The sequence below is a fragment of the Acinetobacter terrae genome (assembly GCF_002135195.1).
GTDB classification, from domain to species: domain Bacteria; phylum Pseudomonadota; class Gammaproteobacteria; order Pseudomonadales; family Moraxellaceae; genus Acinetobacter; species Acinetobacter terrae.
In genome coordinates, this window is the sequence record NZ_NEGF01000004.1 from 262,461 (window position 1) to 288,651 (window position 26,191).

Sequence of the window (26,191 nt, forward strand, 5' to 3'; positions counted from 1 at the left end):
GTCTGCCCTTAAACCGTTCTAAACACTGTCAAACGTTTGACAGTGATCAGCACAATACCTGCTTAAGTTTTGAATATTCCTGATTTAGCGATTGAACTTTTAGGTACATCGTCAGAGGTATAAGTAAAATATTTAAAAACCATAAGTCATTAAAAAACATAAAAAATGTCAAATTTTCAATTTGGATTATTTATGATCAAGTCAAAATATTAATAATGCAACCAGAGGAATGAATGGAACGTTTTTTTCACAATACCATGTATGCGGCACGCTGGATTTCGGCCCCAGTCTATTTTGGGCTCTCATTTGCACTGCTGCTTTTGGCGATTAAACTCTTCCAGGAAGTCTGGCATGTTTTACCGCATATTGTGGAATATTCTGAAGCAGACTTAATTCTGGTGATTTTGTCTTTGGTGGATATGACCATGGTCGGTAGTCTGATTGTGATGGTGATGTTTTCAGGCTATGAAAACTTTGTCTCACAACTGAAAATTAAAAATGAAGATACCCGCCTCAATTGGCTTGGCACCATGGATGCCAATTCACTTAAACTTAAAGTTGCCGCGTCCATCGTCGCGATTTCATCTATTCATCTGCTGCGCATTTTTATGGATGCCAAAAACATTCCGAATGACAAAATCATGTGGTACATCATCATGCACCTGACCTTTGTCATTTCAGCATTTATGATGGGTTATCTCGATAAAATCAGTAAGCATTAATTATTTTTATCTGCACATAAAAAAGCCCCTAAATTTGGGGCTTTTTATTCAAAATGATTATAGATAATCGCCTTCACGTTCTGGCTGATACAACACTTTTTCAATCTTCACTTTCATTAAATGACCATCAGGCTGTGGCCATTCAATTTCTTGTCCTTCTGCCAGTCCCAAAATTGCTGCGCCTACCGGTGCAAGTACATTGACTTGCCCTTTTTCACCGCGAAAATCATGCGGATAAACCAAGGTAATATCCGTAGATTCGCGAGCAGGTGCAATAATAATACGCACACGCGCATTCATGGTCACCACATTTTCAGGGACATCTTGTGGAGCAACAACATCGGCACGCGCAAGCTCATCTTCAAGATGTTGCATCGTTGGACTCAGTTTAGATTGATGATCAAGCATGGTTTCTAAACGTTGAAGATCTTGTTGTGAAATAATAATTGTAGGTTTAGCCATTTACCTGATTCCTTTGAACGAAAGATGTCATTAGAGCAATAGCAAAATGAGTTATATCTTTTATGGAGTATTGTTCTGTTATAGCAGAAATATGATATTCGAAAAATATGACTTTTAATCATATATAAAAAAAGCCCCCTTGAGGGGGCTTTCTCAAGTCGTTCACTTATTTTGCGTAAACAGGAAATTTAGCACAAACCGTTGCAACTTTTTCTTTAACCATAGCGATTACCGCTTCGTCGCCTTTAGCATCCAAGATGTCTGCGATCCAGCCAGCAAGTTCACGTACTTCAGCTTCGCCGAAACCACGCGTTGTTACAGCTGGAGTACCAATACGGATACCAGAAGTCACGAACGGAGAACGCGGGTCATTTGGTACAGCATTTTTGTTCACAGTAATGTGAGCAGCACCTAACCAAGCATCCGCTTCTTTACCAGTCACGTCTTGTTTGATTAGTGACAATAAGAACAAGTGGTTCTCAGTACCACCAGAAACGATATCGTAACCACGTGCGATTAATACTTCAGCCATTGCTTTAGCATTTACCACAACTTGTTTTTGATATTCTTTGTATTCAGGTGTCATTGCTTCTTTAAAGCAAATTGCTTTAGCCGCAATAGCGTGAACCAATGGACCGCCTTGGTTACCCGGGAATACTGCAGATTGAAGTTTTTTCTCAATCTCTTCGTTTGCTTTAGCCAAGATTAAACCTGAACGTGGGCCACGAAGTGTTTTATGCGTTGTAGTCGTTGTAACGTCAGCAATTTGTACTGGGCTTGGGTAAACACCCGCAGCAACTAAACCAGCAACGTGAGCCATATCTACAAACAGGTAAGCGCCAACTTTGTCCGCGATTTCACGGAAACGTTGCCAATCAACAATTTGGCTATATGCAGAGAAACCAGCAACGATCATGCGTGGCTTGTGTTCTACAGCTAAACGTTCAACTTCTTCGTAATCGATCTCGCCAGTTTCAACATTTAAGCCGTACTGAATCGCATTATATGTTTTACCAGAGAAGCTAACTTTTGCACCGTGAGTCAAGTGACCACCGTGAGCCAAGCTCATACCCAAAACTGTATCGCCCGGGTTAAGAAGTGCTAGGTAAACAGCAGAGTTTGCTTGTGAACCAGCATGTGGCTGAACGTTAGCATAGTCAGCACCAAAGAGTTCTTTAGCACGGTCAATCGCCAATTGTTCGATGATGTCTACATATTCGCAACCGCCATAATAGCGTTTACCAGGGTAGCCTTCCGCATATTTGTTAGTGAGTTTTGAGCCTTGAGCTTCCATAACTGCTGGAGAGCAATAGTTTTCAGAAGCGATTAGCTCGATGTGCGCTTCTTGGCGCTCACCTTCAGCATCAATTGCTTTAGCTAATTCTGGGTCAAATTCAGAAATCGAGATATTGGCAAACATTAGCGAGGTCCTATAAATTAGGGCTTTTAAGCCGTGCTAAGATTGGCGCGTATTGTAGCATGAAGTTTATAAATATCGAGAATGAACTTTGTTCAGTTTTAAATAAAAATAGCTCATGTAAATATAAAACATGAGCTATTAAGGTCAAATCAAGTTATTGAATTGGCATTAAAGATTCAACATTACTTGTTCTTTATATATGCACTGTTAAATCTCAGCTTTTTTCTAAACAGAAATTCATCAAAAAGTTAAGAGCTATTGTGCAAACAGAGTTTTAACATTGGCTACAAAGCTATTAGAGTTAGATGTATACACCGTAGTATGGTCCCAGTTTGCATTGGTTATATATTGAATTTTCGTTCCTTTAGCTTCTGCGCTTGCTTTTAGCAAATCAGTTGCTGCTTGAGGTACAGTTGGATCTTTTCCACCTTGATAAATAATAACCGGCTGACTCAATTTTACTGTACCGGGTTGCGAGTCTTTGACTAAAAAGTTTTGAATCACGGGTATCGACATAAAATTATCTTGATTTCGCCCATAGCCATTCAATGAACCCAGATGTTCAGGTAATGAAACATAATCTGTCATCCCTTTAGCCAAGGCTGCACCCACAGGGCCTGAACATTCTGTTTCTGCAATAGGAGCAATTTTTGCAGTATCTGCTTTAAAGACCTCAGCATAACTGACCGAAATTTTATGTCTTTGCATTCCTGCAACAATCAAAGAAGTAAATGTATCTAAAGATGCCAAGACAGGTATTTGTATATTTGCAGGCTGATCTTTCACCGCATTTTCACCCCCTTGCAATATTGCGGCAAGGTTTGATGGCGGTGCAATAGCAATCGTTCCTTTATAATCAAGCTTTGCTCTTGAAGCATATTGTGCTGCACCCAAGGCAGCATGCCCGCCCTGAGAATGACCAATCGCCACCCATTGTGGAGCAGCTTTCTTACCTTGTCGATTTAGGTAATCACGTGTTGCCACTACAGCATCGGTAATAGAAAAGGCTTCACTTTTTAAATTTAGGAATGGATGATTACCCGGTGAGCCCAAACCTTCATAATCTGGAGCCACCACTACATAACCTTCTGCCAATAGTTTTTGCAGTAGCCCCTCAGTTCCCAGTAACCCTTGCTGGCTAGGTGCACATTTATCTGCCACACCCGTTGTACCATGCGCCCAGACTACAATAGGCCAACCATTTGCAGGCTGTACAGTTTTTGGAACAAATACCAAAGTCGTTGCTGTAACTTCTTTATTATCAACACCTAACATTTTATATGTCATCAACTGACTGTCTGCAGCTACTTCAGGCATACCGTCCTTGGTGTAGGCTGTCACATTCACTACAGGATTTTGAATATTATTTACAGGGATTCCATTATTTGGACCATTAAAGATTGATTCACCATCTCCACTTCCACAAGCCGTTAAAAGGAAGACCGAACTACTCATTAACACCGTAAGCAATGTTTTATTCATATTTGTATTTCTCTATACGTTTTTTGTTGTGATGATTTAAGTATCATGAAGATAAGAACTTTTACCTTTATTCTTGATTTTGAACAAGTAAATTTCAGATCAAATAGACACTATAAAATAGAATATTTTTTTCCATAGTTCAAAATATTGATTTTTAAAGAAATAATTTTATTATATTTACAAATATCCAACAATTTCGAGTTAGTAAAATATATAACTATTCATTTTTTATTCTTAGCTTTTATTGGGTTAAGTTGAACAGACATTAAAAAATAAAATTTATTAACTAAGTTCACATCATTCTTTTACACTGATTAATCACTAACAAAATTTCCTCAAGCCTTATCCAAAATCATGATCAAACTTATAGTGACCGCATTCGTGAACTCAATGAATTAAGCCGAAATCAAAGTGTATTTTTACGGTTGCTCAAACAGACATTTATAAATCATGAAATCACCATTCAACAAAGGTGTTTTATCATTTTAGATCGCGACTATATGCCATGTGCAATATTTGAATACCGTGATGGCACTCAAGCCATTAAATTGATGGATCATGAATATGGTCTGCCTTTATATCTATATAAAGGTCTCATTTCGAGCGATGAATTAAAACAAGACTATTTAAACATCATCTCTGGGCAGAAATAATAAAGAATAGTTAAAAGTCGCTGTTTTGAGTTTGTGTCAGCGCATTTGAAAGTGTTAAATTTATTCAAACTTCCGCTATAGTTATGGATCAGGTCATGCAAGCAATTATTCTCGATACAGAAACCCATACCTTAAATGGACAGCCGATTGAGATTGCGTATGCACCGGTTCAAATCAATGAAGGCAAACTGACCCTCGATAAAGCACAAATTTTTGATCAGCTGTATAGTGTAGATGAACCCATTTCTTATGCGGCAATGGCAGTACATCATATTTTAGAGTCTGAGTTAATCGATCAGCCCCACTATACGACCTTCACCCTGCCAAGTGACACCACTTATATTATTGGTCACAACATTGATTACGATATTCGCGCACTTGAAAAATGTGGCGTAGATTCTAAAAATATTAAAGCCATTTGTACCCTTGCCCTTGCACGTTTAGTTTGGCCAGATGCTGAAGCACATAATATTTCTGCGCTGATTTATATGATTACCAAAGGCAGTGCAAAAGCCCGCGATATGATTAAAAAAGCACATCGTGCCGATATGGATATTATTTTGACGGCGAATATTTTGATGCATGAAATCCATCATCTAAAAATTCAAAGCATTGAAGAACTTTATCAAGCATCTGAAGATGCACGTATTCCACGTAGCATTAATTTTGGTAAACACCGTGGCACTGCCATTACTGATTTACCCGCAGACTATATGCAGTGGCTGCTTCGTCAAGAAGACCTAGACCCTTACCTACGTAAGGCGATCGAAAATGCAAAGATCGTGACCTTATAATCTTTTGATTTGTAATATTTTTACATATTATTGTCATTATTACCGAATACAATCTGCCTTAATTTATGTTGGAGAGTAAATTAAGGCATGTCTCAATATCACAAAACAGACTTAGGCATTGAAAGTTTAAAACAGCGTTCAATGGATTTGAATGCTCGCCAACGTAGACTTTTACTCCTTATTGGAACAGAAGATTTCAATCTCCTCAACGAACAATTTAAACATCGTATTGCACCGGAAGAATTACTCGAACAATTGGTTGAGATGGGCTTAATTGCTTGTTCTAGCGTTGAGCAAATTCAAACAACAGTTTCTTCTCCTGTAGTTAATAGTGAAATTGAAACTAGCCTCCCGACTCAGACAACACATGCAGAGAGGTTTGCTGAACCGATTACGACTACTGCTGCTATCACACCCTCTATTTCAAGCATAGCTGATCCTATTTCTCAGGTGACAGAATCACAAAATGAAATAGAAATGATTATCGAAGCTTTAGACTTCGAAGAAGTAAAACAATTGATGACACACCTTCTTCAACAAAACTGCGGCCTAATGGCAAAACAACTGACTACTCGGATTCAACAAACCCAAGATTTACGCAGTTTAAAACTGTGTCAGATGCAATGGATTACAACCTTACAAGAAAGTCGTATTCCCGCCGATGAGTTGAACCAATGTTTAAAGCAAATCAATTTTTCTCTACAAAGGCTAAATGTTTCATAAAATTTAAGAGGATTTTTCTGTTTTATGATTCATTTCAGGTCTTATCTAGATAACTGTGTTGATCTTTTCTTATTATAAAACAATGACATTAAGATCATCGCAATCACATTATACGAAGCAAAAGCTAAAAGAATCCCTCTAAATACGACCTTTGCTCAATGGCGAATATCTTCCAAAACCCCCATATAGTAGGTATTTCAGGGGGAACTCATTATGATGTCTCTACATTATTTAGAATTTCATTCAGCTGACAATCCCATGTACTTAAAAAAAGTAGGCAATTGGGTGCTGACATTTTTAAATTCTAGAGATGAATCGACCAACATCCAACTTGCCATTACCAGTGTATTGCCTCGTCAAGTGAGTGAAAACCTACAACCTATTCGAGTCATCATTCATAACACAGAAGCTGAAAATCGCTGGTTGATACAGCAGATTGAATGTTATGACAGCGCACAAGGTAAGGATGAACAATTTAGTTGTAATGATGAAACTGGAATTAAAGTTATTCAAAGCATTATTCAAGAATTTGATAAATATGATGTCGAAATAAATTTATTATAAGTTTTAGCCCTTGGTTCACTTCGGTGGGCTTTTTTTATTTTAAATCATTGAGCGTTAATAACACTTAAGCAACTAGAAACCACTTATCTATACTTAGGCGCATTAAAAAACTCACCCTGTCGGTGAGTTTTTTAATATCTGATACTTTTATTTGAATAAACTCTATATTTAACCATATTTGCATTACTCAATAATGCGATAAATACTGTCTGAATTGCGACTCTCAAAAAGCAATTCAATACTGGGTTGAATCATTTCACCATCTACAACAATATGTTCAATTCTTTGAAATATTGATAGTTTATTCGACTCAGCATTCTCAGGAAGATCTCGAAGTAATGCATGTACTTCATGTACCTTACTAAACTGGTCTTTTACCTTCACCTCAATCATTTGAGTCATGGAGGTTCACTTCCTATTTGATTTAATGAACCTTTTTATAGCATATGTTCTGTCATAGACATTGCTTGGAGATGTTAGATTTTTTGGCAATGTAATTTTTTATAATCACATACATGATAGATATTTTAAATTATTCAGACAAAAAGCTAAAAATAACTCAAAACAGTACCATTTCCGCACTACATGCCTAAACTCGCTAAAATTTAAATCATAAAAAATCTTTTTGATTTAAAAATAAGAAAGCCCGCATTTCTGCGGGCTTTTATGTTGGAAGGCTAGTGCTGATTTCTTGTTCAACCCTAAGGTTGTAAACTCAACGAGCTGTCATTGATCCGTCCAACTACTTTGTAGCGTCATCTACGACCTACTGTAGTTTTACTATAAGCGTATACAATTTTTCTGACAAGTCCCGTTAACACTCTAAAGTAATTGGATAAAAAAAATACTATTGATAATTTTCAATTTTAGTAGATCATTGCAGGCATCAGCCTATAGATCATTCTTCAGTTGAATCGAGTAAAATGGCACAGCATTTTTGACGAGTCTGACGCAATGTTAGTTCAATTGATTTTAAGCGACTTATATCGATATTGTGGCAACACAAAATTCAGTTCATTTATTAAAAACTACTTTTTTAATCGTGGCTTTAATTTCAGTTTTTGGCTTCGTTTAGCTAGCTCAAAATCGATTATTGCGAAATTTGCTTATCCAATTTTTTATTATAAAAAGAAGAAATACGGGATCGATATTCATTGCACCACAAAATTGGTTATGAACTCTATATCGGTCATGGCGGACCGCTTGTGATCAATCCAACTACGATTATTGGCAACAACGTCAATCTTTCACAATACATGACCATTGGTACAAACGGTGGCAGTCAAGCAGCTGTAATTGGTGACAATGTTTATATTGGAACCAATGTCTGTGTGATTGACAATGTGCATATTGGAAACAATGTAACGATTGGTGCAGGTAGTGTCGTGACGAAGGATATTCCCGAGAATGCAACGACAGTCGGCAACTACGCGAAAGTGATTAATTACAACAACGCAGGAAAATCAGTAAATAAATGCTGGCCTGTAAATTTAGCGCAATAAAAAGAGGGCTTTTGCCCTCTTTTTTAATATTTGGTGCGTTCAGCGGGACTCGAACCCACGCCACAAACCTTTATTTATAAACCTTTAATACATGTTGATAATTTCATGTATTCTCATTTCTAAATATTCCCATATCATTTATCCATTATTTTACAATTTATTTAATCGCAATAGAAAAGCTCATATATCAAAAGTTTTAATCTGATTTTCACCGTGTCATGACAGCATTTAAATAATACTGAGCTTAAAACGTTTTTCTTAAATTTAACCAGTACTGATTATTATCACGGTCAATCAATTGACTTGGGGTACTGCCAATTGGAAAACCCACTTCAGCATTGGCTTGAATATTCCAGACACTACTCCAGTTCAAACCCAAACCTGCACTACTTATTCGCGCAGTATTGTCACCCGTTACACCTATCCAACGTTCAGCATTCAGGGTCACATCTGCTGTATCCACAAACACTTTAGCCCCAATCTGATGTTTATCATTGCTAAAAAGTGACTGGCGAAGCTCTAATGTAGCAAAGTAACCCGACGAACCGGAAAATTGGCTAGACTCATAGCCACGTACATTGAACGGTCCGCCACTTGAATATTGCTCCGCACTGTCAAGATTATAAGGACTGTATTGACCATATATAGCAACATAGCCTTGCGTACCGTGGTTACCCAAGCTCTGTAAACGGGAAAGATTTAAACTGGCTGTATAAAAGTCACCTTGGGTATTGGCTGTTTGTGCATCCACACTAGCTGTATCCGCATCTTTAAATTTCACACGACCATAGCTTGTAGAAGCACCTAATTGGGTTAATCCTCCACCTGCGAATTGGTCATAGTGAGAACTCTCTAAACGTGCGGTAATCAAATCAATATCTCGATGTCTGAAATTTTGATTCAACTTGATATCATCCTCAAGTTGTTTATGATCATATTGCAAAGTCACCAATACTTCTGAGGTATTACTCAATAAAGCAGGTTGTGAAATCCAGACACTACTTTGTGCCGCATTTCCTTCAACACCTAAAACTTTTAATTCCTTACCCAGTTCATAATCTAAATAGGAATAGCTGGCACCGAGTCGTGTGCCCATACCAGTAAAGGTAAATACATATCCCACTTTACCGTAATTCAAACGTTGCCCTGAAGTTAAGCCGTCAAAACTGAGTTCATCGCCTAAACCGGCCAGATTATTTAAAACAATACCTGCACTGACTCTGGCACGATTGGTATAACTGCTGCCATAGTTATCTGCACCGACATAACCACTTAGTATTGCATCATCTTGTACATCTACAGTAAGTTGACTACTGCCTGGGGTTTCCCCAGGGCCAAGCACATTAGAGCTATACACTCCACTCAGTCGATTGATTAACTTCAGTTGCTGTTCTAGAGTCTGGTTATCAATTTGCTCACCTTTTTTTAGCGGAGCTACTGTTGCATGGATTAACCAGTCTTGTGTACGGCTTTTATTGTTTACAACAGTTTGCTCATAACGAGCTTCCAAAACAGCGATTCGGACTTTTCCATCCTCCAAGGTCTGTTCTGGCAAGTAGGCATAACTATAAATATAACCGTGATTGTAATAATACTGAGTGATGCGTTGCACAACAGCATTAAGCTGTGACAGGCTGATTCGGCGTCCTTCAACTTCTGCTACCAAAGCATGTAAGCCTGCGTTACTGAAGCGAGTATTTCCTTCAATACTTATTTGACTAATGTCAATCTGTACGTGTGAATCTTCAAGTGTAAATGGAGAGTCAAGATTTTCAATATCTACGTCCGCCTGTGGAGCAGACAGTTTCTCTCGTTGCTGTTGTTGTAATAATTGACCAGAATTTGGAATAACTTCTGCTTTTATGTTCATTGAACATACACTTATTGAAAGCGCAAGTAAGGTATATGGATATCTCATGAGTTAATGTCCGCCCATTAAAATTAGAATTTTTGGCATCCTTCACCACGGTTTATTACTTTTTTAGATTTAATTCTAAAGCTTATTGTATCCAAAATGGATACTCTTAATCTGAAAGCTTATTTATCCAAAATGAATACCATGATTATCTAAACAATATCTCCTGAAATCTAATTAAGATTTTCAGGAGACATATGTCCTATGACTTAATCATTGTTATTTAGAATCCATCCCAGCATCAACTTTCACTGCTACCAGGATGAATTCACGATTTGTTCTGCCACCAAGTTCAGCCCTTAGCTAGGTGATCCTTGATTGCCATTACCGGATCCTGGATAGCCATTGCCATTACCAGATCCTGGATAGCCATTGCCATTACCAGATCCTGGATAGCCATTGCCATTACCGGATCCTGGATAGCCATTGCCATTACCAGATCCTGGATAGCCATTGCCATTACCGGATCCTGGATAGCCATTGCCATTACCAGATCCTGGATAGCCATTGCCATTGCCATTACCAGATCCTGGATAGCCATTGCCATTACCAGATCCTGGATAGCCATTGCCATTACCCGGTCCTGTACTCACTAAGGTAATTCTACCTTGGTTATTCAGGCTAATTCTATTGGCTCGAATAACCCCACTATTGTTGACCACAGCTCTTCTTAGACGATTTTGCTCTAAGCCAGTTAAATATACAGAGCCATTATTAGCAACTATAGTTCCCCTATTATTAACCAAAGACTGTAATGCTCCTCGATCGATCTGATATCGGGTTAAACTACCGTTTTGCAGAGCCAAGGTCACTTGAGTGGCGCTGGTTAGAAGTGTTCTGCCATTAGGGGTACGAATGGTACCACTGTTGATGACCCGAGGGGCTATCAATGCTACTGTTCCACCTGACCGTGTAGTAATACTACCTTGGTTTTCTACCGTCGCTCTGCTATTGGCTGCACCACTTAAAGTATATCTTCCAGTTCGCAAGCTATTTTGCAGATTACGATCGTTAATATTCAGAGTGGAAGCCACAATCCCCCCCACATTCACCTGAGCTGTTCTAGAAAACACCACTCCGTTTGGATTCAATAAAAAGACCTGACCGTTAGAATTTAAACGCCCAGCGATTTCTGATGCATTTCTATCACGGACTTGGTTAACTGCGACTGAAGACCGGTTAGGCTGTCTAAAATTTACTGTAGCATTTCTACCAATATCAAAAGTATTCCACCTAGCACTCATATTTTGGCTTCTTTGATTGATATTTAAGGTATTGCCACTTCTAGCCACCTGGGCATTACCAGAGGTAATGTTACCGCCTGTAGGTAAGGCATTAGGTGCTGGGGCAGCCTGAATAGACAGGGGTAACAGGGCAGAACTCACGAATAACAAAGCAGCACCGATCTTCTGACCTAAGTGACTTTGATGGTCAGTGATAGAAGTAGAACTCTGGCTACTCTTCTGATGGCTTTTGGCTAGCTCTGATACAGCTTGCCAGCACGATAACTGCTTATTCCATATTCTTTTATAAATTTTATTCATTTTACACCTCCAACATATAAATAGGAGTAAGTAAATTCAATATCAAATATTACTACTCACTATGTTTTAAACCATGCTGACAAATCAACATGGGTTAAAATGAAAGGCTATTTTGATATCTTTCTTAAATAGAATCTAAAATGGCATTATTAAAACCATTTTTATAGAATCCAAAACTATTATCCAAAAAATGAATAACCTTATTATTTTGATCATTCTATTCCTCTATTTAAAAACCCAGTCACAAGCTTAAAGAGTGAAAGCGAGCAACCACCAACAGTTATAATATTAAAAAATTAAAAAAACATGATAGATTAAATGATTTAATTATTACTTTTGTTAATTTCAAAATAACCATTTATTTTTTAAACATTTTTTTAAAAAATAAAGAGAAAAATTTTATTATGAGAAATAAATAATAATAAAAGATCTTATTTTTTAGAGACTTGTTTATTTTACTGGGAATTTGAAGACCTTCATGCTGCAACTCATCGAGCTTATCAAAAAAATAAAAACCATTAAAAACAATATTTTGTAAAAAATTATCGATTCAACCAAAAGGATAAATATCTGATTTTTATATGTAAAAAAAAATAAAAATCAATAAATTTTCATTCGAAATATATAGTAATAAAGTGGATTAATAACAAAAAAAATAATCAATTATTAAAAAATAAAATTAAATAAAATATACACTCTTAATCTTATAAAAGAATAATACAATATAAAGAATAACTCACCAATAAACTAATACAAAAATTAATAACACTCTCACTTAAGACCAGTTAAAAATTATTTAAAAAAATAAAAACTCAATAACTTTTTTATTTTATTCATTATTTCTTAATTATCTAATTTTTTTAAAAACAATTTCAAATAATCTATTTTACTTTCTCATACAATATAGAACTTGAAAATTAATTTTCATACTCATCCAAAATGTCATTTTATAGAGTTTATGGAAAGGCTATGGCTTAAATTTCAGTGTTATTTAGAAAAACTGACTGCTGCTCTATAAAAATAGATGATGCAAAATAATATTTTTACTCGTTTTTTATTTGATATTTCAACTTAAACGTTTAGACTTGTTGGTAATGTAATTTATTCATACTATTACCTTTTGTACTTAAACCATTTACTTTTGTACTTAAACCTTTGATTGTAACTTTGGAATAATATTAGAGAAATAGAGAGTTTCTCTTCACTATGATGTTTTGTAAATCGCATTCACGAGATACTCCTAGTCAGCCCCCCCCCCTTCTCCAGTAATCTTAATAGAAACTATTTTCTAATTAAAACTGATTCATGATTTTGCAAAAGTAATAGAAAAAGGTTACCCAAGTTTGAAACTTCAATTTTTATAAAGACTTCCTTGTGTCATTACTTAACTTGATGTTTTAGCCAATGATTCCATAACTTGAATAGTTGGTTTAAACAGGAATCGGGTTACATTGAAAAAGTTTCATCTCACCTACCATATTTTATAGCATTAAAACTCTATAACAATTAGTCTAAATTTTTTAAATATTCACTAGCTCTAAGTTCGAGCTTCAAAAACTCACCCTACCTGAAGGTCACGACAACTCCTCCTTCACACCTGCTGTGCACCCTACTCAGGCGAAGTCATCGATCTGTATCGCATAGCTATTAGAACTCTAACTGGCATAAACACGGCGGTGCTGTACGTATGCTTGAAATTAGTAAAAAGGAAGAATTCTACCAACAAGAATACTGCGGCTGTGTGTATTCGCTACTTAACACCAACCTTTAGTACATGAGCAATGGTCGTGACCGTATCAAATTGGTCGTAAAATTCTATTCCTATGCTATGGATGATGAAAACTGATTTAAACCGCTTTCTTCAAATACCAGTTTTTCCATGAACTGCTGCCACGCACTTCAATCGGTACTGTGGGGATTAATTTTTCTTTTAGGACTTGTGTCTGATTCACTGCTTTGGCAAGACGTGCTTTAACTGAATGAATGCACTCCCGATCACCAAATTCACAGCGATCCAAGGTCGTCCCACCACAAGGACCATTGGCAAGTCCTTTTGGACAGGTTTCTGGGCAAATATATAAAGTATCGCCTAGTCGACATTGACCACAGCTTTCACAGCCCACTACCCCATGTTTGCTGACAAATTCCGTTTTGAGTAGTGCTTGTGCTGCCAATGTTCCATTCCAAAAACGTGACTGGAAAATAAAGCGTCCAACGCCTTTTGCGACTTTGGATTCAAATAAAGCATCATGCATGAAATGCAAATGCTGATATTTAAAAATCTGTGTGGCGCTTGCAGGTCGTGAATAATACGTAAGTTCAGGATAAAACTCCTGACCTGTTTTCACTTGCCAAAGCGTGTTCCACAGCAGCTCAAGTTCTGCCAAATCTAAATGACGATATTCTTCAATATAACTTTCCAATAGCATTTGTTCTTCAGGCTTATGACATGCCGAAAGATGAATGCCCGCCAAACCTAAATGCTGGCAGATTAAAATTTGCAACGCACAGCGTAGATACACCCGATCCATCAGCCCTGCTTCTTTTTCTTCGCGTAATACATTGAGCATATGTGGTGTAATCACGATGCCCGCGACTTGATGTTTCATCATGAAATTGGCGCGAGCCAAAGTCAAAGGCATGACACAGGCAAGTAATTTTTGAGGATAGCCATGTTGCGTTAAAAATGCTTTTGCTTCTTTTAAAGCGGACAAGTCATAACCCAGTTGGGTAATGATGTAATCCGCGCCTGCTTTCATCTTTTTATGCAGTTTGAAATACTGGGCATCACGTTCAGCTTCAGTATATTTAAATGGATTAAATGCCACACCGATACAAAAACCGCCACGTTGTTTTGCTGCCATCACAGCATTCACAGATTCCAGATAACGTGTTCTTTTCGTTATATCATCCTGACCATATTGATGACTTTTAAGCTTATCGCCTGTGAGTAATAATAAATTTTGTTGTCCAACGGCTTGAGCTTCATTTAAAAAATGCTCAAAATCAGCAATATCTCGCCCCTTACCTGCAAAGTGCAAAACTTTTTCGACAGATTTTGGATATGCTTGAGCTGCCCGAATCGGTGCAAGATCGTCATCACTGTGTACCCGATCCGCCAAGGTCATCAGCGCAGGAAAGCCTGCAAATTCAGTTTTTACCGGCAGGATCTCTTTCATTGAGCAGAGATATTCCACCAAAATACAAAACTGATTTTGAGTAAAACAAGTCGAAAGTTGAGACATAAAGGAGAAGTGATCCAAAGGATCAAACAGACTAAAATCCAATTATAATAAAGATTAGTTAAAAGTGCATCCGATGCCACCCGATTTGGCAGCATCAGAAGATATACCTAAAAGTAGGACTTAACCCCAAACGTCCTGTGCAATCTGGTTCATCAGTTTGAGTTTTTTCCACTGCGTGTCATAGGAAATACGATTACCCTCTTCCATTGAAGCAAAACCACTTTGTGGACAAAGCCCCAATTGCTCAAGCGGCAGATACTCTGACGCTTGGTGAATTTTGGCAATTACTTGGGCTTTATCTTCAACCGTCTCAAGCTTGGTCGAAATCAAACCTAAAAAGACTTCAGCATTGGTGCCCTGTAATTTTGCCAAAGGCTCAAAGCCACCTGCGCGCTCGGTGTCAAATTCCAACAGGTAACGATCAATATTGTGTAATTTCTCAAAAATAAAACTCTCGATTGCCGCATAGCCACCTTGATACAACCAGCTCGATAAGAAATTACCGCGATCAATGTGTAACGCAATGATTAAATCTTCAGGCTTGTTGGCTAATGCAATATTTAAGCTCTGAACGGCTAAATCGGCTAATTCATCAGGATTCATGCCCGATGCACATTCTGTGGCACGTTGCTCTGCATCACACAGATACGCCCAAAAGCCATCATTGATCTGAATATAGCGGCAACCTTGGTTATATAAAGCTTGAATCGCTTTCTGATAAGCCTGCCCTAAATCCTCAACATATTCACCCCAACGATCGGCATAATGACGGTTATTGCGCAAATGCGGATACAACATCATATTGGGGCTTGGCATGGTGAATTTTGCTGTGGCAAAACCATCAATCGCCTGATGTAAAAAACGATAATGTGCAAGGCTTGAATGATCTTCTGGAAAATCAATTTTCCCAGTCACACGGACATCATACGCTTTAGTAATAACATCTTTAAACTGTAAGCCATCACGGGTTTTATAGCCTTGAATGCCTTCAAACTGTTCCAGAAAATCGTAATGCCACCAACCACGGCGAAAGTCACCATCGGTCATAATGGTACAGTCATTGTCCAGCTGAATATCAATCAGGTTGTGAATTTCAGCGTCTTCCACCTGACGTAATGTTTCTTGATAAATCACACGATCAGCAAAATCATAGCGGGCTTTTTTCAGTTTTAATGGTCTTAAAAAGCTCCCGACATGCTCTACCTTGTTATTGGCGTATTGATTTTTTGCTGCTTGGCTCGTGTTGCTCTTCATAAATGTCGTCATTTTAAATGTAGTGTGAATTGAATCGGACTATGTAGACAATGTCGAATTTATCTTTTGTAGCGCTGAATTAGTGAATAGTGATATGCATCATGGGCTTATGTATTTTCGGGCCTGTTATTTAATATATTTACTGATGCTAGCTCAGTATTAGGTGAATTTATTTCATGTTTTCAGCCATAAAAAAGCCAGATGACGCATCATCTGGCTTTTCGTTTTGCAATTAGTTAAACGTCCAACCGAAACCAACACCACCTGATGCTTTGTCTTGGCTGTTATATGATGTGCCTACTTTTACCGATGCTTTATCTTGCATAAAGTTATGTACTATACCTATAGGGATTGTACTTTCACCGCCATTAAAGCCCATTGCCATACCCATCGAAGTACGGCCAGCAACAGTTGGTTGTAGACTCGCAATAGAAGCGGTATTTTCTTTGATTTGTGCGGTATGTCCAACAACAGTCTCCGATACGCCTTCTAAGCGTTCATTGGTTCTGGCAATATTTCGCTGTATTCGTTTTAATATCAGCTGCATTGGTATTAATATCAGCCGTATGCGTTTTTAACAGTTCATCAGCCACATCTAGACGTTTAGCTTGGGTATTTATCTGTTGCTGAGGAAGTGAACTCGCACCTGTTTCATTCAACTCTTTCGAAACTTTTTGTGCATCACTGTATAAAGTCGCGTATTCCTGTTTCAATGTTTGCAGCATCGGTATTATCAACACCACCTGCCACATTCACTATACGGCATGCAAATTCACTATTTTTTTTGTGTAGAGCCAACAGAAACGACTCCACGTGTCACATCATTGCTGGTCACAGCTGTAAGATAAGCACAGTATTGGCAGTATACTTTTCTGCTCGAGAATCAGTTCCTAGTGCAACAGATGAATCACCATTTGCAATAGGCTCGGTTACCTACTGCTACACTGTCCTTTGCAACCGCAGGGGATGCGCCAACAGAGAGTGAATTTACCCCTCTTTCACTTGAGTAGTTACCAATGGCAACGGTATCTTTACCTTTGGCTTCAGTGGTGCCATTACCCCCGGTTGCAACGGCATTTTCACCGGTTGCTTTGGTGCGTAAACCCAATGCCACAGCACCTGTTCCACTCGCAACAGAATAATTACCAATTGCGGTTGCGTCACCTTGTGGACTGCCCCCAATTGTTCCTGTTACTTGAGCACCGCGGCCTAATGCCAAGTCCCCCAGTACCATTACCTTTTGCACCTTCACCGAGTGCAATTAAGCCACCTTTAGCTGAACTATTTTCACCAATGGCAATGATGTACCTGCCTTGTATGAAAGGCCACCACCATCTGAGCCTTGTGTGACAACTTTTTCGCCAATGGCAATTGAGGCATTGATTTTGGCTTGAGAGGTATTACCAATGGCAATGGATTTTGCCGTTTCAGCAACAGCATGATCGCCCTGAACAATTTCAGCGGCAGATAGAGAAAAAGGAGAGACAGCAATAAAAAAAGCAAGAAAATTTTTTTTGAAATGACGCAATGACCTAATCGCACACCCCGTGCAAATGAATGGCGATGGATAATGCGCAGGCAAAATGCGGGCATGCCAAATCAAATTCGAACGGTCAAATGCAATCAACGCAACCTCATAAAATGCCCACCGCATTATGTTGGACTTGCTTCAGGCCGGTCTCTGGACTTAATTTATAAATAACTATTCACCGTTGCGGGGGCAGTGTCAGCTTCAAACCATTGTAGGTTGGACTGACTTCCCAGTTTCACTTCTCGTAATGGAAGCACCTGTAGGTGCGCGCAGCAGTAAGAGCAAGTTACAATTAAGTCAACTGAATCACAAAAACAATTGAATATTAAAAATATTATCTAAGGCAAAATGTGCTTGTTCACGTACCATTTAATTTTTCTAATGCTGGACGATATCTTGTGAAATTAATTTTCTATACTCAGCTCGTTTTTCTCTTGCCTCTGCAATTAAAATTTCATAATAAGTACCAAAAAAAATACTATTACGTTTAACATTGATCAGTCTGATAAAGTCAAAACGTCAAAACGTCAAAAGGCATAACCTTTCTTATCAATAACAAGAAATAGACCCTTACCGTCAGCGAGTTTGGTTAAAGGCTTAATTTTGTATTTTTATACTTATTAATCTCAGATTTGAAATGCTTATTCATTAGATCTATTACAAGCTTTGGTATGTTTTACGGTAACTCATTTTTAAGAATTTAGAATTACAGCAATACTTACCATAAAAATTTACGATAACTTAGGAAATAACTCGAAAGCCTTGGAACAATATTAAAAGTTAAACCCTTTATTATCAATATATTTGGGATTATTTAAGATACTACAGGAAGGAAAAATGGTGCGCTCAGCGCGCACCATAAATAATATCCAAGTTATTGTTTTATAATTAAATATAGAAATGTAAATAAAAATATACCGCATTAAATACCGTTAAAAATCATTTAATCTAATAAACATTTGGGCAAAATTTTTAAATACATTACCAAGAACTGCTTAGATACCTACTTGAGCAAGTATCTATACTACATTTTTTACAGGGCCAAAATGATTTAGTTTATCCAAAGCATACTGAATGTGCTCTGGCTTAAATAAGTTCAATTTACGTTGTGCCCAACGCTCACCTGCTGACCAGTGGGCTAAACCTTGCTGAATCGCCTCTACATTAGGTTGATAGCCTTCCTTATAAATAAGCCAATCTACGGTCGCTAGCAATTCCATACCAAATGGTGATTCAAAACCCTCTATTAACTTTGCTGCTTCTTCTACAGCAACCATATAGTTTTTAGCTTCACTCAAAAGGTAGGTTTGCACATTAGATTTCTGTTGATCATTGAACCAAATAACATCTAAAGGATCACAATCTGGAATACGCTTATCCGACTTTAGATAGCTACCATCCATTGCATTCAACAGATGTCCTAAATTGGCAGCATAAGGTCCATAGAAATTTGCCTGAAAGTTCAATTTCAGCTCATTCGGCAATTGTTTTTGCTCAATGGACCGCTGTAAAAACCATGCAAGTTTTTGAATTTCCAACAAACTACATTCAATTCCCAAAACCCAGTAACGACGAACTAATTCAGCAATCATGGCACGTGCAGGAGTGAGTTGTGATACACCTGTTTTCTTTGCTACGTTTTGATATTGGGCAGTGGGTTCAAAAATGACAATCTCAACTTGATCCAAGTCTAATAATGCAGTTTCAATTTTGGATTTTACTTCATGCCAGTTTAATCCACCATTACCAGCACCCAATGGCGGAATGGCAATCGATTTGACTTGATGTTCGATAATAAATTGTTTGAGTTCTTGCAGACCTTCTTCAATCCACTCGATTTTAGATTTGTCACGCCAATGTTGTTTAGTTGGGAAGTTGATAATCCAACGCGGGCCCATCAATTCCCCGGTTTTGGTCACAAACATTTTTCCTGTCGTAACTTGACCTGCTTTGCATGCTTGACTATAAGCTGCCATGTTTTTTGGGAAGCGTTCTTTGAACATTAAGGCAATGCCTTTCCCCATCACACCAACGGTATTGACGGTGTTCACTAATGCTTCTACAGGCTCATCAAGTAGATTGCCTCTTGTGTATCGAATCATTAGAAATACACTCCACGTTTAACATGCACAGGGATATTGATTTTTGCTTGTTGCAACCAATGTTCTAATTGGCTTTTGACGCTTTGATTATAACATATCATCCCCCGTAACGCTTCCGCAGGGCAATGTTGGTAAATTAGAGTTTCCGCTTGATAGCGTTCAAATTTCGCAGGATCATCCATATCACGTTTAAAATTTCGTGTCTGTAAGATAGACCAATCAATTTTATCAAGATCGGATAAATCTGTATAAAATTCCGTCCATTGATAGTAAGCATGACTATTGGTAAACACAAAAGGAATGTTTTGTTGATGTAGATGATGCAAGCTAGAAACCAAGATCACAATTTCATCATTGTCGCGCTGACGCACACCGCCACGACCACTCTTTATATTCAGTAACATTGGTGAAAATGGGGTGAAATAAAATGGGATATAGTCGCTCAATACGCCTTTCGTCCCCACAAGCACAGGATGTTGCTGGCGCTTTTCGATCAGCTCAGGACTACCGATTTGTACCCAATTCTCATATTGTATTGGGCTGTTACTGCAATGTAAGCCATTTGCTAATATCCAAGGGATATTGTCACGATGCACAATCCTCCAAATCAGAGCTTTTTCAGGATTTAGTACATCTTCATAGGTTCGCACAGCCAGACCACACAATAAAAATTCCTTTACCAAACATTAGCATAAATTGCGAAGATACCACTAGATTGTCATTAAGTTCTCTGTTGGTTTCACGAATGCCAACACAAAAAATACAACAGTTATACCCTACTCTGTAGAGAAAGGGATAAATTTTTTCATTTTCGTAACATCACTTTAATTCAATGCTCTACACTGCGCCAATCTTGGTCTGTAATAACACCACATCTTGGCTTACTTGTGTTGTGGGCTGAATTCTGTAGTAAATTTTAAGTTATGCAAGGCTGCAAAACAATAATCAGGCTTATACAGCTATTAAATGTTTCACAGGAATCAATAAACGCTGAAACCATGTGGACTATTTCCAATAACTTGCATGGTTCGGTTTAATCTACAAAGATAGCCGCCATGCCACATTAAAAAGGTACTCCACCAAGCACAATTGTGCCGCAAGTGATTATTGATTTTAAGCTTTGTTCAATTATTTGATGCAAAACGGAAAGCTATAAACTACACAACCCTGTATTACGTATCAATAACCCGCATGGTTCAGTGGCATCAATAATGATGACCGCCATGCCACATATATAACAACTCCAGTTTTTTATTCAGGAGCAAACCTACATATACTTTATGAATAAGCTCAATCCTATTTAACACAAGCTTTCACTTACTAAATTCAACGAAGAATCTATTCATTCTGAAGAAAGTTGATTGCTTGAATACCTACAATATACTTGCTCTAAACACATCCAGTCAAATTTATTATCTTTAATAAACAGCATCTTATATTGAATTAATAAAGACTATTTCATTTAAACCAATCCAATACTGTCCCAAAAATTAAATTCAATATTTTTCTTGACAATAAAAGATATCTTAGTTTTAAAATTAAATATAGTGTATTTTTCAAGTATTAAACCCATGGCTATACGTGTGAATTTCATAAAATTAGTATTCACTCACTTATCCTGTAATATGCTGATAAAATGTAAATTAATTATTAAGTCTGTACATAAAAATTGGTAAGTATGTATAGCTATTAAGATGCGTAATCAAAGTAGTTTTTAATGATAATTCAATCTAGTTAAAAATCCCGAAAGTGAAAAGGTGGGCTCATGCAAAATCCCCAAACACAAGAACAAATTCAGATCATCAATGAACTAGAGCAATTTATATTTGGCAAAATCTGCCATTCATTTACCTCTCCTGTACGCTTCCATGAATCTATACGAATGGCACCTGAAGAAAAGTTAAAAAATGCTATATATAGCTTACATGATGAAGGTTTATTTAAAGAATCAGAAGAAGCTAAAAACAAAAGACTTTGCAAAGATACTGTTAAAGCTTTTTTTGCAGATAAAGATGGTAATGATTTAGTTGAAAAACTTGATTTTGAATATCTGCCTACACATTATCATGAAATCATTCAAGGAATAAGAAGCTACCATGACGCCGTTGAAGCTATAAATTTAGACAAAGCAGAAAACCTTTACAGCACACTACTTAGATCTTACTCACAACACTTTGATTGTTATAATTTAAAAAATTTACCCGATATGCTTCAAACACCAATTCATCAAATACAGAATAGCTATCTTTCACAAGAACCTGACCGAATAAAGGAAAAGGCATATATTGAATTTGTAAATATATTTATCGAAAAATATGAAAATGATCATGAACAACTTTGGGATGAATTAAATTTTTCGAAGCAAGATAAAAAAATCTTACAAGAGTTAAGCCAGCTTTTAGAACAGCTTAAACACCCATTCAAAAATAAATTCGAACAGCGCCAGCATAGATCAAAGATTCGAATTAATAATAAAATTAGCCAAATTTTATTTAATAAAATAATTAAACATTTAAACGGTTCAGCAGAACCCCATGTCCGAGCAACATTAAAAAAAATATATATCAGTAAAGAAAAAATGTATAAAAAACAGAATATCAACATTGATATGCTATTACGCTCTAAACTCAATAGATACCAAATAAAAATATTGAATAAAAATCAAAAAATTAAGGTCATTTCAAAAATCGGAAGTCACTGTACTCCAGCATTAAAAGCTAAATTAATAGCCAAAATGAATATAAAGAATAAAGCGCTTAAAGAATTTCTAAAGGACGAACACAAAAAAGCACGTCAACAGCTTAAGTTTAAAGAACTGTTGCAAAAGAAAATTGTACAAAATCTAATAAATCCAACTAAACCAATCTATGACCCGGGCTTATTTAACCCTTCTACATCTATTCATGATCTTAATTCACTAGAGGATTTAAAAACAAAAATTGTCAGGAACAAATCAAATAAAAAACAGAGAAGTTTAAAAGTTAAAAAAGATTCAAATACAAATCCAAGAAGAAAATTTATTGGCGACACCAATAGAATTTTAAAAGAAAACAAAGCACTATATGAATCATTAAAGAGTTTATTAAATAGAACAAGCTCAAACTGAATTGGAAATTAAAAAAACTCTCCACGCACTTCCTCTCTCAAATGCATTGTCATTAGATTACCTTGCATGAAGTTGGTCCACAGCACGTTCCTAATCAAACCAACACAACACGAGGAAATTAAATTGAATACTACTTACAATGCAGTTCAAATGCTCAAACTTCACGATCTTGTTAAACTCATCGGTTTATCTCGATCATCTATTTATGATCGAATGAACCCAAAATCCACTCGCCATGATCCAGATTTCCCAAAAGCCATAAAACTTGGTCATTCATCACGCTGGTTACTAACCGAAGTCCAGACATGGATCACGAGCAAAACAGTCAGTCGAGATAAAGCTGATTCGGTGAGCTAATTCTGTACAAACAGTTTCTGAAAAAACCTGCGCTTAGCCGCATGTTCTTGAGTTTAGCTCTTCGGGTTAGCAACAGTACTGAATTTCGGATTTAATGTGATTATAGAGTATTTAATGAATATTAATGTAAATCTCTCATATGATTCATTGATTGATACAGATGATAACGCAACTGCGTAATTAAATAATCCACCGATATTTAACTTAACTCCCCCACCCCGGATGGACACTGCCCAAAACAGTGTCCAAGGGAAAGCTATGTCTCATTGATATGCAGATAAGTCCAATCCACTTTAATTCAAAAGGCTTACATACATGCCAAAACCACAATTATCCTCTGCATCTGGACAATTTACCCTATCGGATTTTGATCTCTTACAACAAATCCAATTTGATCAGGAATACACATTCATCAGTGATGAAAATAACCAGCAGATTGTTCGACATCACATGGACAATATCGTTGCCCCCATTCTCAAGAAGATTGAGATTGTACAAATCATTATGAAGTCTACGGCCCCTATCGTAAGTATCCAAAGGGTAAAACAATCTGGTTTAAAAGACCGCTTGCATCTGAAATATATCCATAAGTTAAATCGATTGATGCCTAATTTATTCGAACTGCTTCATTCGGTTACTCCAGACGAAATTCAATCAGGCTTTGAATGTGCTGCATTTGATTATGCCCTGTCTCAATTAACGCCTGAAGAATTAAATGAACTCGAAAGTCGAGGTATAGGCTCTAGTGTATTTGAAGAGGCTATTCAACCATTTGTTAACGCACTCAATCATTTTGCTGATTCGGTCCGCTCATATCTAAACAGTCCTGAGATCAAGCGTAAAATTCGTGACCGTGACATAAATTGTAGAAGTCGAAAGAGTCGCTGTGTTGAATTGGTACAAGCCCTTCTGCTGAAATATTCCAGGATTTTAGTCGTACGTGTGGACTTTGCATTAAAAAGAGAGCGTGAAACTCTTCTCAAAAATGCTTATAACCTCAAGGAAATCCACTCAAAATATGACCTTGTCTATCTCAAGACATGTATTGAAAAGCTATTGAATAACCAGCGTCATAATCCATTTATGAAAGACGTTATTGGCTATATTCTGCGCTTTGAATATTCAGTGCGAACTGGTTTTCATGTACATGCCTATTTTATGTTTGATTCGAATAAACACCGTGAAGACATCAGCATAGCGCAAGGTATTGCTAAACTTTGGAATGAAAAAATTACGGGCGGACAAGGGACTACTTATATCTGCAATATGAAAAAAGACTCTTACCGTAATTGTGCAATAGGCATGATTCATTATGCAGATATTCAAAAACAGCATTATCTGTTTAAAACCTTTGACTACATCTGTAAATCGGACCAGTTGTTCGCCTTTACCAATATGAAAGGCGCCCGTAGATTTCAGCTGAGTGAACCACCTGAGAAAACAACCAATGCTGGCCGTCCACGTAAGCAAATACAGCAACTCGATTTTAATTTTTTAAATCATGCTAATGATATGGGAGTTAGTCATGCCGGTTAAAGCACGAAAACTTTTAAGCCTACAGGAAACTCAGGACTCTCTAGAAATGCTTTCTTATTTTACAAAAGCAGGCAACCGCGGATATATCCCCTATCCTGCTTATATACAGCCTGTAGCGCTGTCAGTTTATGATAACTTTGCTCAAAAATTGCAAAGTACAAAAAATCATAAGCTGTTTACTCACAGTCCTACTGGAATACCTACAGAATTCCCTAATCTTTACCTGACGAAATTGGGTCAGCTTGCGATTCCGGTGATACGTGATTGCATGAATAACCCATTTATTAATGGACAATTTAAGAAGATGACACTTCATCCATTAATTGCTCATCTAGGCGAGACAGTGATCAAATATCAGCTCCCTGCTGGAGGGTTTCTCAATCATGATTATTTTGAGCAGGCAGCTGATGTATGTTTTGCGGACTTTAAAGTACGAGGTAATACCAACCAGTTTAGTAGGATACTTTCTTCATGGCTCACGACCTTTAAGAATTCAGCAAATGCCATTAATCGGTTTATGGATATAATAGTCAACAAGGCGCCAATATTTGAAGTGCATTCTATTGTAGTCCAACTAAAAACTTCTGTTGGGAATATGCCCCAGTTTGGTGAGGAAAATTTCAGAGATCAATCTGAGGCTGAAATGTTGGAAGAACTGGCACAACCAATCATAAAAAAGGTCTGGCAGAATAAGAATGCTAATAATGTAATTGGTATTTTGTCCAAGGATGAAATTGATTTAATCGGAGATCGTAGCAAAAGGCTTATTTTCTTTGTAAAGAAGGAATTTTCAGATTTGGAAAACTGGACGGACACAATACTTTATCAAACATTGTATCAATTTTTTGAGAATACTATTACTCACCATATCAACTATGGTGATATAGCATCGATGAATGCAGGTATAATGCCTTTGTTTCAAGGACAGCACTTAAACTATTATGACCTGAATCAGTCAGGTATTGCACCTAGACTAAGTATGTTAAAGGCTCATCTTTACGGCACTGACTATTGGATGCGTGTAGATGGGTAATCCTCCCATAAATAACCGAAGTTAAAAGTAGAGGTTAAGCAGCCATTAGAGGTGGCCTTCCTTTGTTTGCTTGGTGTGGTCTTTCATGGTTGTAATGCCACAGCCAGTTTGTTGCATAATCTTGTACTTCATCCAAAGTATCAAATAAATGTTTGCTCAGCCAACTATAACGTATGGTTCGATTATAGCGTTCAATATACGCATTCTGCTGTGGTTTACCTGGTTGAATATATTCAATACGAATAC

The 26,191-nt window shown here is 37.2% G+C and carries 24 protein-coding genes, 2 pseudogenes and 1 riboswitch; of the genes and pseudogenes, 11 read left to right on the forward strand and 15 right to left on the reverse strand.

Annotated elements, in window-relative coordinates; all coding sequences use genetic code 11:
- The first annotated feature begins 233 nt into the window (after positions 1-233).
- Positions 234-722, forward strand: coding sequence for a TIGR00645 family protein (locus tag B9T23_RS06915; RefSeq protein ID WP_086193554.1), 489 nt, complete (start codon positions 234-236; stop codon positions 720-722).
- Positions 723-779: 57 nt separating this feature from the next.
- Here the strand turns inward: B9T23_RS06915 and rnk are convergent, their stop codons facing one another.
- The 3 genes from rnk to B9T23_RS06930 form a co-directional block, all read right to left on the reverse strand.
- A complete protein-coding gene (gene rnk / locus B9T23_RS06920) occupies positions 780-1,184 on the reverse strand; it encodes a nucleoside diphosphate kinase regulator (RefSeq protein WP_086193555.1) in 405 nt (134 codons plus the stop codon).
- A 166-nt stretch (positions 1,185-1,350) separates the two neighbouring features.
- Positions 1,351-2,604 carry a serine hydroxymethyltransferase gene (gene glyA, locus B9T23_RS06925; RefSeq protein WP_086193556.1) on the reverse strand — a complete coding sequence of 418 codons (1,254 nt, stop codon included), beginning with the start codon at positions 2,602-2,604 and terminating at the stop codon, positions 1,351-1,353.
- Between the two features lie 255 nt (positions 2,605-2,859).
- Complete coding sequence (locus tag B9T23_RS06930) at positions 2,860-4,086, reverse strand: alpha/beta hydrolase (protein ID WP_086193557.1); 1,227 nt, start codon at positions 4,084-4,086, stop codon at positions 2,860-2,862.
- A 500-nt stretch (positions 4,087-4,586) separates the two neighbouring features.
- Here B9T23_RS06930 and B9T23_RS16775 point away from each other — a divergent pair, with 500 nt between their 5' ends.
- The 4 genes from B9T23_RS16775 to B9T23_RS06945 all read left to right on the forward strand — a co-directional run bounded on the left by B9T23_RS16775 (position 4,587) and on the right by B9T23_RS06945 (position 6,820).
- Positions 4,587-4,739 (forward strand): hypothetical protein, encoded by a 153-nt coding sequence (locus B9T23_RS16775; RefSeq protein ID WP_171263065.1) that lies wholly within the window; start codon positions 4,587-4,589, stop codon positions 4,737-4,739.
- A 95-nt stretch (positions 4,740-4,834) separates the two neighbouring features.
- Positions 4,835-5,533: a DUF3820 family protein gene (locus B9T23_RS06935; RefSeq protein WP_086193558.1), complete on the forward strand. Its 699-nt coding sequence runs from the start codon at positions 4,835-4,837 to the stop codon at positions 5,531-5,533.
- A gap of 87 nt (positions 5,534-5,620) precedes the next feature.
- Complete coding sequence (locus B9T23_RS06940; protein WP_086193559.1) at positions 5,621-6,256, forward strand: hypothetical protein; 636 nt, start codon at positions 5,621-5,623, stop codon at positions 6,254-6,256.
- Positions 6,257-6,469: 213 nt separating this feature from the next.
- The gene (locus B9T23_RS06945) at positions 6,470-6,820 is read left to right on the forward strand and encodes a hypothetical protein (protein ID WP_228145904.1); all 351 of its coding nucleotides are present in this window, start codon (positions 6,470-6,472) and stop codon (positions 6,818-6,820) included.
- Between the two features lie 183 nt (positions 6,821-7,003).
- Here the strand turns inward: B9T23_RS06945 and B9T23_RS06950 are convergent, their stop codons facing one another.
- The gene (locus B9T23_RS06950) at positions 7,004-7,222 is read right to left on the reverse strand and encodes a hypothetical protein (RefSeq protein WP_067724150.1); all 219 of its coding nucleotides are present in this window, start codon (positions 7,220-7,222) and stop codon (positions 7,004-7,006) included.
- Between the two features lie 552 nt (positions 7,223-7,774).
- Here B9T23_RS06950 and B9T23_RS06955 point away from each other — a divergent pair.
- Positions 7,775-8,322, forward strand: a pseudogene (locus B9T23_RS06955) (serine O-acetyltransferase).
- 244 nt (positions 8,323-8,566) lie between these two features.
- Here the strand turns inward: B9T23_RS06955 and B9T23_RS06960 are convergent.
- On the reverse strand, positions 8,567-10,192 hold the full coding sequence (locus tag B9T23_RS06960; RefSeq protein ID WP_228145905.1) for a ShlB/FhaC/HecB family hemolysin secretion/activation protein: 1,626 nt from the start codon (positions 10,190-10,192) through the stop codon (positions 8,567-8,569).
- 344 nt (positions 10,193-10,536) lie between these two features.
- Positions 10,537-11,781: a two-partner secretion domain-containing protein gene (locus tag B9T23_RS06965; RefSeq protein ID WP_086193561.1), complete on the reverse strand. Its 1,245-nt coding sequence runs from the start codon at positions 11,779-11,781 to the stop codon at positions 10,537-10,539.
- A gap of 1,657 nt (positions 11,782-13,438) precedes the next feature.
- Between B9T23_RS06965 and B9T23_RS06970 the strand changes: the two are divergent.
- Positions 13,439-13,627: pseudogene (locus B9T23_RS06970) on the forward strand (epoxyqueuosine reductase QueH); the annotation flags it as partial.
- A gap of 1 nt (position 13,628) precedes the next feature.
- On the opposite strand, the gene B9T23_RS06975 reads toward B9T23_RS06970, so the two are convergent.
- From B9T23_RS06975 to darT, 8 genes are all read right to left on the reverse strand, one after another.
- The gene (locus B9T23_RS06975) at positions 13,629-15,026 is read right to left on the reverse strand and encodes a methylenetetrahydrofolate reductase C-terminal domain-containing protein (RefSeq protein ID WP_086193562.1); all 1,398 of its coding nucleotides are present in this window, start codon (positions 15,024-15,026) and stop codon (positions 13,629-13,631) included.
- Between the two features lie 120 nt (positions 15,027-15,146).
- Complete coding sequence (locus tag B9T23_RS06980; protein ID WP_086193563.1) at positions 15,147-16,280, reverse strand: 5-methyltetrahydropteroyltriglutamate--homocysteine S-methyltransferase; 1,134 nt, start codon at positions 16,278-16,280, stop codon at positions 15,147-15,149.
- A 232-nt stretch (positions 16,281-16,512) separates the two neighbouring features.
- The gene (locus B9T23_RS06985; protein ID WP_086193564.1) at positions 16,513-16,827 is read right to left on the reverse strand and encodes a YadA C-terminal domain-containing protein; all 315 of its coding nucleotides are present in this window, start codon (positions 16,825-16,827) and stop codon (positions 16,513-16,515) included.
- On the reverse strand, positions 16,778-17,005 hold the full coding sequence (locus B9T23_RS06990) for a hypothetical protein (RefSeq protein ID WP_086193565.1): 228 nt from the start codon (positions 17,003-17,005) through the stop codon (positions 16,778-16,780). Before B9T23_RS06990 ends, B9T23_RS06985 begins: the two co-directional genes overlap by 50 nt.
- Before the next feature lie 182 nt (positions 17,006-17,187).
- Positions 17,188-17,532 (reverse strand): hypothetical protein, encoded by a 345-nt coding sequence (locus B9T23_RS06995; protein ID WP_228145908.1) that lies wholly within the window; start codon positions 17,530-17,532, stop codon positions 17,188-17,190.
- Between the two features lie 9 nt (positions 17,533-17,541).
- Complete coding sequence (locus tag B9T23_RS07000) at positions 17,542-17,934, reverse strand: hypothetical protein (protein ID WP_086193567.1); 393 nt, start codon at positions 17,932-17,934, stop codon at positions 17,542-17,544.
- A 1-nt stretch (position 17,935) separates the two neighbouring features.
- Positions 17,936-18,087: riboswitch (cobalamin riboswitch) on the reverse strand.
- A gap of 743 nt (positions 18,088-18,830) precedes the next feature.
- Positions 18,831-19,913 carry a type II toxin-antitoxin system antitoxin DNA ADP-ribosyl glycohydrolase DarG gene (gene darG, locus B9T23_RS07005; RefSeq protein ID WP_086193568.1) on the reverse strand — a complete coding sequence of 361 codons (1,083 nt, stop codon included), beginning with the start codon at positions 19,911-19,913 and terminating at the stop codon, positions 18,831-18,833.
- Positions 19,913-20,578 carry a type II toxin-antitoxin system toxin DNA ADP-ribosyl transferase DarT gene (gene darT, locus B9T23_RS07010; protein ID WP_228145906.1) on the reverse strand — a complete coding sequence of 222 codons (666 nt, stop codon included), beginning with the start codon at positions 20,576-20,578 and terminating at the stop codon, positions 19,913-19,915. The genes darG and darT overlap by 1 nt, the downstream gene beginning before the upstream one ends.
- Before the next feature lie 1,100 nt (positions 20,579-21,678).
- Here darT and B9T23_RS07015 point away from each other — a divergent pair.
- The 4 genes from B9T23_RS07015 (at position 21,679) to B9T23_RS07030 (ending at position 25,945) form a co-directional block, all read left to right on the forward strand.
- Complete coding sequence (locus B9T23_RS07015; protein WP_086193569.1) at positions 21,679-23,019, forward strand: hypothetical protein; 1,341 nt, start codon at positions 21,679-21,681, stop codon at positions 23,017-23,019.
- Positions 23,020-23,142: 123 nt separating this feature from the next.
- Entirely contained in the window at positions 23,143-23,376 is a 234-nt protein-coding gene (locus B9T23_RS07020) for a helix-turn-helix transcriptional regulator (RefSeq protein ID WP_086193582.1), read from the forward strand.
- Positions 23,377-23,691: 315 nt separating this feature from the next.
- The gene (locus tag B9T23_RS07025) at positions 23,692-24,912 is read left to right on the forward strand and encodes a YagK/YfjJ domain-containing protein (protein ID WP_086193570.1); all 1,221 of its coding nucleotides are present in this window, start codon (positions 23,692-23,694) and stop codon (positions 24,910-24,912) included.
- Positions 24,902-25,945, forward strand: coding sequence for a hypothetical protein (locus tag B9T23_RS07030; protein WP_086193571.1), 1,044 nt, complete (start codon positions 24,902-24,904; stop codon positions 25,943-25,945). The genes B9T23_RS07025 and B9T23_RS07030 overlap by 11 nt, the downstream gene beginning before the upstream one ends.
- Positions 25,946-25,979: 34 nt before the next feature.
- Here the strand turns inward: B9T23_RS07030 and B9T23_RS07035 are convergent.
- Positions 25,980-26,191, reverse strand: a 212-nt coding sequence (locus B9T23_RS07035; RefSeq protein ID WP_143222508.1) for an integrase core domain-containing protein, incomplete at its 5' end; no start/stop codon positions are given.

Coding starts and splice junctions, on each gene's coding strand:
- B9T23_RS06915 (WP_086193554.1), top strand. CDS start 234: ATGGAACGTTTTTTTCACAATACCATGTATGCGGCACGCTGGATTTCG.
- rnk (WP_086193555.1), bottom strand. CDS start 1,184: ATGGCTAAACCTACAATTATTATTTCACAACAAGATCTTCAACGTTTA.
- glyA (WP_086193556.1), bottom strand. CDS start 2,604: ATGTTTGCCAATATCTCGATTTCTGAATTTGACCCAGAATTAGCTAAA.
- B9T23_RS06930 (WP_086193557.1), bottom strand. CDS start 4,086: ATGAATAAAACATTGCTTACGGTGTTAATGAGTAGTTCGGTCTTCCTT.
- B9T23_RS16775 (WP_171263065.1), top strand. CDS start 4,587: ATGCCATGTGCAATATTTGAATACCGTGATGGCACTCAAGCCATTAAA.
- B9T23_RS06935 (WP_086193558.1), top strand. CDS start 4,835: ATGCAAGCAATTATTCTCGATACAGAAACCCATACCTTAAATGGACAG.
- B9T23_RS06940 (WP_086193559.1), top strand. CDS start 5,621: ATGTCTCAATATCACAAAACAGACTTAGGCATTGAAAGTTTAAAACAG.
- B9T23_RS06945 (WP_228145904.1), top strand. CDS start 6,470: ATGATGTCTCTACATTATTTAGAATTTCATTCAGCTGACAATCCCATG.
- B9T23_RS06950 (WP_067724150.1), bottom strand. CDS start 7,222: ATGACTCAAATGATTGAGGTGAAGGTAAAAGACCAGTTTAGTAAGGTA.
- B9T23_RS06960 (WP_228145905.1), bottom strand. CDS start 10,192: ATGAACATAAAAGCAGAAGTTATTCCAAATTCTGGTCAATTATTACAA.
- B9T23_RS06965 (WP_086193561.1), bottom strand. CDS start 11,781: ATGAATAAAATTTATAAAAGAATATGGAATAAGCAGTTATCGTGCTGG.
- B9T23_RS06975 (WP_086193562.1), bottom strand. CDS start 15,026: ATGTCTCAACTTTCGACTTGTTTTACTCAAAATCAGTTTTGTATTTTG.
- B9T23_RS06980 (WP_086193563.1), bottom strand. CDS start 16,280: ATGAAGAGCAACACGAGCCAAGCAGCAAAAAATCAATACGCCAATAAC.
- B9T23_RS06985 (WP_086193564.1), bottom strand. CDS start 16,827: ATGCAGCTGATATTAAAACGAATACAGCGAAATATTGCCAGAACCAAT.
- B9T23_RS06990 (WP_086193565.1), bottom strand. CDS start 17,005: ATGCTGCAAACATTGAAACAGGAATACGCGACTTTATACAGTGATGCA.
- B9T23_RS07000 (WP_086193567.1), bottom strand. CDS start 17,934: ATGCGGTGGGCATTTTATGAGGTTGCGTTGATTGCATTTGACCGTTCG.
- darG (WP_086193568.1), bottom strand. CDS start 19,913: ATGATTCGATACACAAGAGGCAATCTACTTGATGAGCCTGTAGAAGCA.
- B9T23_RS07015 (WP_086193569.1), top strand. CDS start 21,679: ATGCAAAATCCCCAAACACAAGAACAAATTCAGATCATCAATGAACTA.
- B9T23_RS07025 (WP_086193570.1), top strand. CDS start 23,692: ATGCCAAAACCACAATTATCCTCTGCATCTGGACAATTTACCCTATCG.
- B9T23_RS07030 (WP_086193571.1), top strand. CDS start 24,902: ATGCCGGTTAAAGCACGAAAACTTTTAAGCCTACAGGAAACTCAGGAC.